The following is a 10,810-nucleotide window of genomic DNA, read 5'->3' as shown; positions in this document are numbered from 1 at the left end:
GGTTTGGGGATTGGGGAATTGGTAGATTTTGGGAGGCTGCGGTGGCGCTGGGGGTTGGGTTGCTCGACGATCGACCGGTGCTGCGATTTGTGAGTCTGAGGGGATAGTTGCAGGTTCCGAGGTGTCGATCGTCGGCGGTAGGGGTTCGGAGGTTTCCGATTCTGCGGGCAATACTTCCAATTGCACGCCGTACTGCCAAGGTTTTGCTGGTGTCGATCGAGGATCTGGCAAGCAGGAGAGTTCCCACATTCCCGGTTTGAGTCTGGTGTAGGGAATGATCACGACTAATCCTTCGGGGTTGGTGCGTGCCGATCGGCTTTGGACTTTCCGCTGCGGGACTACTCCCTCGAAGGATGTGTAGGTGACGCGAATTTCGATGTCGGTGTTGGGGTGCTGGATGCGAGCAACGACGCGGTATTTGCCTTCTAGAATTTCCACGTCGGCGGTTTCTAGGGGCAACCAGGCGCGATCGCCTTCTTTCTGCAGTAAAAATTCTAGTTTTTTCATATTTGTTTCCCCTGGAAGCGTCCCGCTCGATCGGTCGCAGGTTGGTGGTGGTTGGTTGAGCGACAGCTACAGATATTTTAATTACATTATGTTGTACAGCCTATCATCTGTTTCGGTCAAGAGGCGCGATCGGTAGAGTCCCGCGCCGGACTCAGGCTTTGCCGTTTCCCTACAGGTAGGGTTCCATAAAATTATGGCGATCGCGATCGGGCAAAGTCTAGACATTGGGCGGGCATCATCGGCGATCGGCTGGGCGGCCCAAAAGACTTAACTTTTTGGGCTGGCTAAGAGCATCCCCCACAATATTTTCAATAAACCTATTGTCAAACAAGCCCAAAAGCCTGTTACTTTCTCTCACCTACCAAGGACTGCCGATCATATTAAAAGCTGCCCAATAATAAGGATGCGATAAATCTTTGCTGTCGAGTTTAGGGATAGACAGAGGCAAAAAAACTTCGCCCCTAGAGCTTTGCAATTGACCATTATTTATGGTTAATTTACCTTCGATCGCAGCAATTTGTGCTTCCCTGAGAGCTTCAGATTTAATAATAGGAGGATCTTTCGGCTTGTTGACTTTTAAGCGCTCGTAAAACTCGCTCATCAGCGCCAAAGTTCCCGCATCGCTGACGTACCACAAACTGGCGAGGGCAGATTTTGCTCCCGATTGCAGCGCTAAACCGGCAAATCCGAGTTCTGCTTCTTTGTCTCCCAAGGCGGTTCTGCAGGCGCTCAATACTAACAGTTCCAGAGGCGGATTGTTCCATTTTAAATCTCTCATTTGATCGAGTCCGAGTCTGGTGTCCCAAAATTGAATGTAAGACTTATTAGGAGCTCCGGGGCGGAATTCGGCGTGGGTTGCGAGGTGGATGATGCCGTACCTTTGTTGCAGGCGCTGCGATTGCAAGTTTACGAGGGTGAAATCTTCGTTGAGAAAAGATTTACCTGGCCACTCTTGGACGATCGTCCTTAATTCTAACGGGACTGCGGGTAGCGGTTGTTTGTTCGCCGTTTCCGAGAAAATAGATGCTCCCATTGCTAAGACTTGGGTGTTTTTGAGGTTGGCGTAGTTAGTGTTGGTGAATTTGAAGGCGGGGATGCGGGCGAGGCTGTATTTTTGGATCAGAAATTGCTTTCCGTCGTGCATTGCTGCTAGGGGTACGGTTCGCAAACCTTCGCCGACGCAAAACAGCAAGGTTTCAATTTTTGCTATTTGCAAATCTGTTTCTAGGGGCGCAATTATCCATTGATAAAGTTGTTGCGCTCCTTCTAAATAGCTGGTTGTGCTGAGTTTGGCGGGGTTGGTGATTTCGTTGTTGAATTTTTTGACTGCTGACAGCAATGTTTCTTGTTTGGCGGATGGGACGCTGCGGAGAATTGGCGGGCGATCGGGCAATATTAAGATTAATTCGAGTTGATCTGTGCGCGGGATGGCGTAAATTAAAGCTGGTTTTTTCTTGGTTTGAACTGCTAGACGGGAGAGGGTTTTTGATATTGCTTCGGCGGTTTTTGCACGGGCCCCAAAGTCTTGTTGCAAGTATTTTTGATAGTCTTCTTCCCAGTCTTGTTCGATTCTGGTGACGGCTTCGATGAGGTTTCCGCGATCGAGCAAATTTCTCATTTCTTGCCCGTTAAGCCCGCCTGGGGCTGCATTTTGGGCAATTGTAGGCAGGTTCGCGGTACTCCAACAGAAAAATATTGCTGTCAAACAGTAAAAAATAGCTGTTTTAAGTTTTTTGGGAGTCGCGTGTTTTTGAGGCGGCTGCGGGGATTGGTGGTGCATGGTTTTGGGGCGGTTGTACCATTTTTGATTTGCAACGATTGAGAATCACTGACTAAAGCTGCATTTTTTTGCAGTGGTATTAACGGCGCATTTGGCGACAGCATCTTTTTCCGAGTGTAATAAGCGTTTTTGGGAGTGCGATCGTCCTGTGCTGGCGAGCTCGATTATAGCATTCAAGACAAATGCCAAATATTTCCCGTAGCGTGTGCCGCCTTCCCTGCAGCTCGATCGCCCAAAACCAACCCCAAACATTTGCTGTAGGGTGCTTAGAAACGAAAATTTAATAACTTAAACACCTCCTGCAGTCCTCTCTCCATCCTCTAAGCCTTCCTCGCCTCAGAAGCATTACCAGGCTCTTCCTGGTAACTAGCAAACTAGCAACAAGCCTAATCTCTTCTGCAGGCTGAAACGTCCGCAATGCTGGATTCCTGACGCACCAACACCAGTGACAGCACCCAAAAATTTGCGAGTTATGTAAAGTTTTGTAACTTTTGCAGAAGTTTTGCGTAAAAATCCCAGATCCCGACAGATAGACAAATAGAGGGCTATGCAGGAGGATGCGCGCCAGTCAATCTCGATCGGCTTGTTAACCAATCTCCGGCGGCCTGCATCCGCTTTTCCGACTATTTTTTTGAGTACCCTTGGAACAAGAGATGCCTACTAAGGATGAAATTGACGATCGGCTCAAACAGCTAGCTATAGCTGCTCAAAATCACCAGCCTAAAACTTTAGGGCGACGGCTAGCTATGACCAATTTTATGGCGGAGGTTGAAAAATATAAAATCGTTCACTCTCCCAGAAATACAAAATTTACCCCCGAAATTTATCGGGCAATTTGTGCAGAAGCCAAATCGGACTTAACGTTGCGAATTTGCCGGGAAATTCACAACTATCGACCGGAGAAGACAGTCAGCCAGTGGGTAAATTTTTTGATGCTTAAATGTTTTCAGGAATCTACGCCTAAAGTTATAGGTAAAAAAGAGTTTTCTATTGAATACTGTGGAGATATGGATCGAGTTTTTAATCAAATACAAAAGCAACAATTGCAAAATAAATCTTGTCAACTTGAAGCTGCTTTGAGCGATATCATTGTAGAAGATCCGGGAGGTTTTTTTGAAGGCGAAGTGATGAGAAAGTACCCGCAGGTCAATTTTAAATTTTTGTTGGTGAAGAAAGTTATAAAAGATGAAAGTTGGCAGGAAATATCCGATGAGTTAGGAGTCAACGTTTCTAGTTTGAGCACTTTTTATCAGAGGTGTGTAAAGAAATTTACACCCAGATTCAAAGAATACTTGTAGAACATTATGTACCAAAAGCAGGGAGTAATCATGAATAACACAGAAGTTGATTTAGTTTTGACAATGCCGATCGCCCCAGCAGTGCACCTGAGCGCTCAAAGGCTCTCGCAGCAACAAACAGACCCGAAAAAAGCCAAACAGGTTTATCTGAATGCTTTGGCGGTGCACGCAGTGGATTTTTACTTTCAGTGTATGGAAATAGACACTGATTTGACCGCCAGCAATATCTGGAATCCTGTGATCCAGAAATTCATGGATGTTGCGGATTTGGAGGTCAAAAATCTTGGTAAGCTGGAGTGCCGCCCTGTGCGTGAGGGTGAAGAGTTTGTCTCGATTCCGGCAGAAGTGCGATCGGACAGAATCGGTTATGTTGCCGTGGAGATAGCCCAATCCCTGGAAGAAGTGAAGTTGCTGGGATTTGTCAAAAAGGGCGATCGAGAAAAAGTTCCAATTAGCAAGTTGGAGTCGATCGAAAACCTGCTAGAATACCTGGACGAACTCCAGCCAAAATACTTGGACGAACTCAAACCAGTGCATCTCATTCAATGGTTGCATAATGTTTTCGACATCGGCTGGGAAGCCGCCGAAAAAGTGTTTGAATCCAGACAAAAATTCCAGTTTGATTTCAGGAGTAGCCAAACTTTAGAGATTAGCGATCTTGCTAATAGTGACACTCACATTAAACGCATAAAAACCGTAGAACTGGAACCCGGAGAAAGAGTTGATTTAATGCTGGGAATAATGCCAACGAATCATGGAAATTTTGATATCTTGATAGAACTTTGTCCGGCAAACAACCAAATCGAATTACCCGAAGATGTGGAATTGATAGTCTTGGACGAGCAAGGAAAAAGTTTGGTACAAGCTAGAGCTAATAAAACCGATAGCTTGCTATTCAAGTTGAGTGCAGAACCGGGAGAACAATTTAGTGTTAAAATTGCTTTGGGTGATTTTAGCGAGAGTGAATTGTTTTTCACATAATCATCAATTATCCATAGGGGGTAAGTGTTATGAGCAAATTAGTTTATCTCAAATTAGATGGCAATTTGCCAAACCAAGGTTTTCGAGTTACCTTGGAAATCAAAGAGGATGACGGCGAATCCTTGGCTGATATTACTAGCATTTTACCTGCAAATTCCGAGTTAGCAGCTTTAGTAAACCAACATTGGTCTCAAAAATATCGCTCTTTGGGAATGTCTTCCCGGAACCATAAAAAAAGAATTTTTCCAGCCTTTAATTCTCTAGTAAAAGCTGGTAATAAAACAATTTTTCGCTCCAAATCTTTTTCTTGGCGAGTTAAGGTGAAAGAAGCAGACACTAGAAGTTCCTTGAAGAAATGCCAGGAATCCGGCCAGCAACTAGCAGCAGCCATGAATATTTGGCTGAAGTCAGAACAGTTTCGAGAAATTGATACGCGACTGAGAGAGAAATTAAATGATAATGAAGATATTAGGGTATTAATTCGCACCGAAGATCCGAATTTGCACAAATTACCTTGGCACTTGTGGGATTTGTTTGATAATTTTCCGAAAGCTGAACCGTCGCTCGGTCAATTAAACTTTGTTAAACTACAGTTTCAGAAACCTCTCCGCAAATCTAAGGTGAAAATTTTAGCTATTTTGGGAGATAGCCCTGATATTAATATCAAAGAAGATGAGAAAATCCTGAAAAATTTGTCTCCTGATGCTGAAGTTAAAGTTTTAGTAGAACCCAAACGCAAAGAGATTACTGACGAGCTTTGGGAACAATCTTGGGATATTATATTTTTTGCGGGGCACGGTGAAACTGAGGATGGTACGGGAAAAATTTATATCAATAAAGATGATTGTTTAACTATTGATGAGCTGTGGGTTGGTTTGAGAAAAGCGGTGGATAATGGTTTGCAGCTAGCAATTTTTAACTGCTGTGACGGGTTGGGTTTGGCAACAAAGTTAGATGATTTCCAAATGATTCCGCAAATGATTTTAATGCGGGAGTTGGTGCCGGATGTTGTAGCTCAAGAATTTTTAAAATATTTTCTGACAGAGTTTGTAGCTGGCAAGTCTTTGTATGCAGCAAAGAGGGAAGCTTGCAACCGTTTGGGGGATTTAGAGCATAAGTTTCCTTGTGCTAGTTGGTTGCCGGTAATTTGGCAGCATCCGACGGCGGTGCCTCTGATGTGGAGCGATTTTTTGATTGAGTCCGATGGGCCTGTTGTTGCTGAAAATTTGACGGCGGTTCCTAGGTATGAGAAAAGAGCGCCAGTTAAGGGTTTTTCGCCCTTGAAGTCGGTGATTTTGGCGAGTACGGCCTGTACCGTGGCGGTGATGGGAGCGCGTTCTCTGGGGGTGATGGAGGTGTTGGAACTGTCAATGTTCGATCGACTAATGAGGCAGCGGGAAGCTGAATTAATCGACAATCGGTTGCTGGTGGTGCAAGTGACTAACAAGGATGTTGACAAGTACGACTATCCGCAAACTGATGCTATTATAGCCAGGGCGATAGACAAATTGCTACAATTTAAGCCTGCAGAAATTGGTTTGAATATGCACCGAAATTCCCCAAAGGAACCGGGTAGAAAAGATTTGATTGCTCTTTTTCAAAAGAATCCCAATCTCATTGCTGTATGCAGCTACAATGCAGGCAGAATTATGGAGCCACCCCCAGAATTGTTGCAAAGTAAATTTGAAAATCAAATTGGTTTTATCAATTTACCGCAAGATGAAGCGCGTGACAATAAAGGTAGAAGTATTCGCCGCCAACTTCTATCTTATCACCCGAATCTTTCTAATTTCAAGGATAGTTGCAAAGCTCCGAATAGCTTAAGTTTTCTGTTGGCTGCGCGATTTTTGGAAAATCAAGGCATAAAATTGGAAAAAAACCAGAATGAAGAGTGGGTAATTGGCGGTGTTACATTCAAAAGATTAGCCTCTCGTACAGGAGGTTATCAACCGTTAAAAGAGCCAAAAGTTAGTCAAGTATTGCTCAACTACCGCGCTAACCCCAAACCAGCTTTTAAGGTGACGCTGCAAGAAGTATTGTCAGGGAAAATAGACCCGGATTTAGTCAAGGGTAAGATTGTCTTAATCGGTCATACTTCGGAAGTTTCTGAGACTGAATTCGATACTCCTTACGGTAAAATGTCTGCAGTTTGGATTCACGCTCATATGGTGAGTCAAATTCTCAGCGCTGTAATTGATAAAAGGCCGCTATTGTGGATTTTACCTCAATGGCAAAGGTTTCAGTGGGGAGATGCGGTTTTTGTGTGGCTGGCTGCTGTGACTGGCGGGTTGTTGGCTTGGCGTTGGCGATCGCCCTTGCTATTGACGATCGCCAGCGGTGCTATGATTTTTGTGTTGTATCAAGTTTCTTTGATAATTCTGATTTGGGGGGGCTGGATGCCTATGGTTCCTGCGGTTTTGGCTTTAGTTACGACCGGTGGTATGTTGTTTGTGTACGATCGCTCTTCACAATCGCAAACAAAGCTGTGACGTTTGAAACCGCGCCCGTACAGGCAAAATCCGCCTCTACGGACTGGGAGAGATGAGAGGTTTTATGTATAAAATGCAATTGCAGTTAGTGTTGGGTTTCATTTTGGCGATCGATGCTACATCAGCGATGTCAAATTCTGCTAATCTGGCTATTTTAGCAGACAATGGTTTGCTGGAAAATCATTCAAGTGCGATCGGGCAAAACGCCAAATCCAACAGCAAACCGAAGGTAAAAACACCAGTCAAGCAGCCCGACAAAAACACTACACCAGGGGCCGGATCAAAAGTATCGACAACTAGCACACCACCCGATTCTAATACTAGACCTGGTGGCGGTCTCGACCCATCAAAATCATGCAAAAGCACAAATAAAATACTCGCCCTGCTAGTACCCCGCCAAAATCCAGTATTCACAACTTCTGCCCATCCTACCTTTTGGTTTTACATTCCCTATGCTGCCGAAGAGATAAAAAAAGGAGAATTTGTCCTAGTCACTCAAGACGAAAAAACCTTAATTTACAAAACTTCTTTCCAGCCACCTAAAACTCCTGGCATTGTGAATATTAGTTTACCTACATCTCCAAACTATGCTTTACAAACAGAGCAATCTTATCGTTGGTATTTGAGAATATACTGCAAAAACAATACAAACAATCTAGCCGATTTGACAGCCCAAGGAGGACTGAAAAGGGTAGCCACAACTGCTGAAACAGAGCGTCTGATTAATGCAGCCGCACCTGATATTTGGTACGATTCATTGACTCGTTTGGGCAATTTGCTGTTAGCTTCTCCAAGCGATGAAAAATTGAGAAGTGACTGGAATAAATTGTTAGAGTCTATTGGGGAAAAAGAGTTAAGTCAAGAACCGCTAGCCGGCCCGGTTGTGATACCATAAATTACAATTGTAGAGTTTTTCGTCCTCAGATCGTTTCCGATGCAAGCGGAAACGATCTGATACGAAAACCGCAGATTTCAGGCAGATAAACACAGATAATTTTAGGATGTTTTTCTAATTTTGCAATTCAAGTCTATTGTCCTTTAACCGGATGTTGCCCGTAATAAGGCAAAGCATCCCACCACTCAGGGCGACTTCCTTGTTTCCACTGCAAATAAGCCAATTCCAACACACCAGAAACCGACCCACCCAATTCGCTGCCAACTTCAATCAACCGATAGGAATTTTCCCAACTTTCCAACTTTTTCTGCCAAGATTCCGCCGTCATTACCGTATCTGTAAACAACTCAGTTACACCAGAATTACTGTTAGCTGCATAAACCGCCCCAAACAATTCCCCGCGCCCTGCAGGCATTTGCAGCGCGATATCCAAAAGCCCCCCCTTAGCAAGGGGTAATTCCTCACTCAAAAGCCCCCCCTTATCAAGGGGTAATTCCTCACTCAAAAGCCCCCCCTTATCAAGGGGTAATTCCTCACTCAAAAGCCCCCCCTTAGCAAGGGGGGGTTGGGGGGGTTCCAACCAAGCCACAGCCGCCAAAGTTGAAATCGCAAAAACCGGAATATCCAATTGTTGAGCCAAAGTCCGCGCCGTCACCATACCCATGCGAGTGCCGGTGAAACCTCCGGGCCCCTTCGCCACTGCAATAAAAGCCAAATCCGCCCAAGTTTGCGGCTGGATAAACTCGATTAAATGCTGGTGCAAATCCGTTGCTAAACTGCGGCCCAAATTCCAAGTTTGGCAGCGAAAGTCGCCGGAAAAATTGCTAATTGCTAAACCTAATTCGGGAGTTGCCGTGTGCAGGGCTAAGCCGTATTTTTTAACTGATATTCTGTCTTGGGGATTGCTATTCACGATTAATGATAATTTTCCTTTACAAAAAACAAGGGCAAAGCGACAACCAAACAACCCAAAAGAACCCCAAATATTCCCGTATTTAAAATTCTTGAATTACCCATGCCACCAGTTATCAGAAACAGCAGGACTAAACTGGCAAATAAATTTTTATTGGCAAATTCTTTGTTTTGAGAAACTTGATGTTTAACCGTCATAAAACCCGATGCAACTATTAGTGCAAATATTGAATTAAAAATGACTATTTGAGAGCCAAAGATAAACCAAACCAAAGCAAACATTAGCGAATCGATCCAAAAATCCGTATTTTTTAACTTAGGTAGCCAAAATTCTTGGGTAGCAACAGGGGCGATTTTGTTGATTAATTGATTTTGGTGCAGTCGCACGATTTTGTTTCTTAGTTTAATCTTGGGATCGATTTGCAATACTTCCTTCCACTCTGGGATGCGAGAATTGTTGACTCTTCCCAATAGCTTAATGGCTGTGATTTGATTTAACTGCAAATCGGTTAACCGGGTGGCAATTATTTGGGATAGGTGCGGGTAGTAAATGGGGTTGTCTTCGGTTCGGTTGATGACGATATTTAGTTTTTGTTTGGCTTGACTGACTTGGATTGTAACATTGTATGGGGCGATCGCATCTTGCAAAGCTTGCTGAATTTCGGCTTGCTGTTGGCGAGTGAAGAGCGACACACCGGGCGCAGGTGTAACCACCCGTTCTGCGGACGTTTCCGGCGCATCCAGCACAGGCTGCCCCTCTAAATACACCGGCTTGGGGTTCAAGTGCCGGATGACCGCAGATGCTGAATTGTAGCGCCGGTTGGTGGCACTTTGGAGCATGGTGTCGAGGATGCGGCCGAAATCGTCGCTAACAGCACTTTTCAAATAATTTCGCCAAGCCCAAGAATCCTCTGTACTGTCGAACAAGTCGAAGGGAGGAATGTGAGTCAGCAAGTGAATGCAGGTAACGCCCAAACTGTAGATATCGCTGGCAAAAACTGCTTTTCCCATCAATTGTTCTGGGGCTGTATAAGCGGCGCTGCCGATTATTGTACCTGTTTGTGGCAAGCCGGTTGCTGTTACTTTCTTAGCTGCGCCAAAGTCTACTAAAACGATATCTTTTTGGAAAGGAGAGGGTTGATAGGAACTTTCTAAGGCTGGTAAGGGAGTTGGAGATAGGCGGCGGCGAATGATATTTTCTGGTTTAATATCCCGGTGGATGACTTTGGATTTGTGGACGAAGTGGAGCACTGGTAATAAATCGTTGAGGAGTTGCCGAATTTGAGTTTCGGTGAATGCTCCTTTTTGTTCTAATTCTTGGGCGAGGTTTTTACCGTCTATAAATTCTTGTACTAAATACTGTCTCCCGTCTTGTTCAAAATGCGCGATTAATTCGGGAATCTGGGGATGTTTTCCCAAGATTTCTAGCTGGGCTGCTTCTTGCTGAAATAGTTGGGCTGCTTTTTCGGCTGCGGTGTTTTGCGGCAAAAATTGCTTGATTACGCACTGCGAAAAAATCAGGGGTTTTGTTTCATCAACTGCTAGGAAAGTTCTGCCAAAGCCTCCTTGTCCGATCGCCTTTATGGTACGGTAGCGAGATGCAGATGGCGAGTGTTCGTTAGTTAACAACAATTTCGATCCGCAACTTTGGCACAATTCTGCATCCCCTGAATTTTGCGGATTCTGACAAGTTGGGTTTAAGCAATAGGACATTTTGATTTTAGATTTTAGATTTTAGATTTTAGATTTTAGATTGGGGGAATTGAGGATTTTAGAATTGGTAATTGGTAATTGGTAATTGGTAATGGGGAATTGATAATGGGGAATTGGTAATCGGGAATTGGTAAGTAATTAGCAGATAAAGAACAAACACAAAAAGCAATACGTTTTATTTTTTTCCCTCTCCCCCTCTCGCCCTCTCCCCCTCTCCTGTCTCTTACACACATTT

At 44.4% G+C, this 10,810-nt stretch carries 7 protein-coding genes and 1 pseudogene; 4 read left to right on the top strand and 4 right to left on the bottom strand.

Going from position 1 to position 10,810, the window contains the following annotated elements:
- Window positions 1-507 (bottom strand): annotated as a pseudogene (locus AACV78_RS11685) (hypothetical protein); the annotation flags it as partial.
- Between the two features lie 358 nt (window positions 508-865).
- The gene (locus AACV78_RS11680; RefSeq protein WP_194012800.1) at window positions 866-2,287 is read right to left on the bottom strand and encodes a CHAT domain-containing protein; all 1,422 of its coding nucleotides are present in this window, start codon (window positions 2,285-2,287) and stop codon (window positions 866-868) included.
- Between the two features lie 653 nt (window positions 2,288-2,940).
- On the opposite strand from AACV78_RS11680, the gene AACV78_RS11675 reads away from it, so the two are divergent.
- From AACV78_RS11675 to AACV78_RS11660, 4 genes are all read left to right on the top strand, one after another.
- Window positions 2,941-3,585 carry a hypothetical protein gene (locus tag AACV78_RS11675; protein WP_194012801.1) on the top strand — a complete coding sequence of 215 codons (645 nt, stop codon included), beginning with the start codon at window positions 2,941-2,943 and terminating at the stop codon, window positions 3,583-3,585.
- Window positions 3,586-3,615: 30 nt separating this feature from the next.
- Window positions 3,616-4,566 carry a DUF1822 family protein gene (locus AACV78_RS11670; protein WP_194012802.1) on the top strand — a complete coding sequence of 317 codons (951 nt, stop codon included), beginning with the start codon at window positions 3,616-3,618 and terminating at the stop codon, window positions 4,564-4,566.
- 29 nt (window positions 4,567-4,595) lie between these two features.
- Window positions 4,596-7,055 (top strand): CHASE2 domain-containing protein, encoded by a 2,460-nt coding sequence (locus AACV78_RS11665; RefSeq protein ID WP_194012803.1) that lies wholly within the window; start codon window positions 4,596-4,598, stop codon window positions 7,053-7,055.
- A gap of 64 nt (window positions 7,056-7,119) precedes the next feature.
- On the top strand, window positions 7,120-7,950 hold the full coding sequence (locus AACV78_RS11660; protein WP_194012804.1) for a DUF928 domain-containing protein: 831 nt from the start codon (window positions 7,120-7,122) through the stop codon (window positions 7,948-7,950).
- A gap of 133 nt (window positions 7,951-8,083) precedes the next feature.
- On the opposite strand, the gene tsaB is transcribed toward AACV78_RS11660, so the two are convergent.
- The gene (gene tsaB / locus AACV78_RS11655; protein WP_194074406.1) at window positions 8,084-8,863 is read right to left on the bottom strand and encodes a tRNA (adenosine(37)-N6)-threonylcarbamoyltransferase complex dimerization subunit type 1 TsaB; all 780 of its coding nucleotides are present in this window, start codon (window positions 8,861-8,863) and stop codon (window positions 8,084-8,086) included.
- A 2-nt stretch (window positions 8,864-8,865) separates the two neighbouring features.
- Entirely contained in the window at window positions 8,866-10,575 is a 1,710-nt protein-coding gene (locus AACV78_RS11650; protein ID WP_194013124.1) for a serine/threonine-protein kinase, read from the bottom strand.
- Window positions 10,576-10,810 lie beyond the last annotated feature (235 nt).

The sequence above is a fragment of the Tychonema sp. LEGE 07196 genome (assembly GCF_963890365.1).
Classification (GTDB): domain Bacteria; phylum Cyanobacteriota; class Cyanobacteriia; order Cyanobacteriales; family Microcoleaceae; genus Microcoleus.
This window is presented reverse-complemented; position numbering and strand designations above follow the sequence as displayed.

What these genes read in the sequence shown, in the direction of transcription:
- AACV78_RS11670 (WP_194012802.1), top strand. Translation starts at nt 3,616, where the DNA reads ATGAATAACACAGAAGTTGATTTAGTTTTGACAATGCCGATCGCCCCA.
- AACV78_RS11660 (WP_194012804.1), top strand. Translation starts at nt 7,120, where the DNA reads ATGTATAAAATGCAATTGCAGTTAGTGTTGGGTTTCATTTTGGCGATC.
- AACV78_RS11650 (WP_194013124.1), bottom strand. Translation starts at nt 10,575, where the DNA reads ATGTCCTATTGCTTAAACCCAACTTGTCAGAATCCGCAAAATTCAGGG.
- AACV78_RS11680 (WP_194012800.1), bottom strand. Translation starts at nt 2,287, where the DNA reads ATGCACCACCAATCCCCGCAGCCGCCTCAAAAACACGCGACTCCCAAA.
- AACV78_RS11665 (WP_194012803.1), top strand. Translation starts at nt 4,596, where the DNA reads ATGAGCAAATTAGTTTATCTCAAATTAGATGGCAATTTGCCAAACCAA.
- AACV78_RS11675 (WP_194012801.1), top strand. Translation starts at nt 2,941, where the DNA reads ATGCCTACTAAGGATGAAATTGACGATCGGCTCAAACAGCTAGCTATA.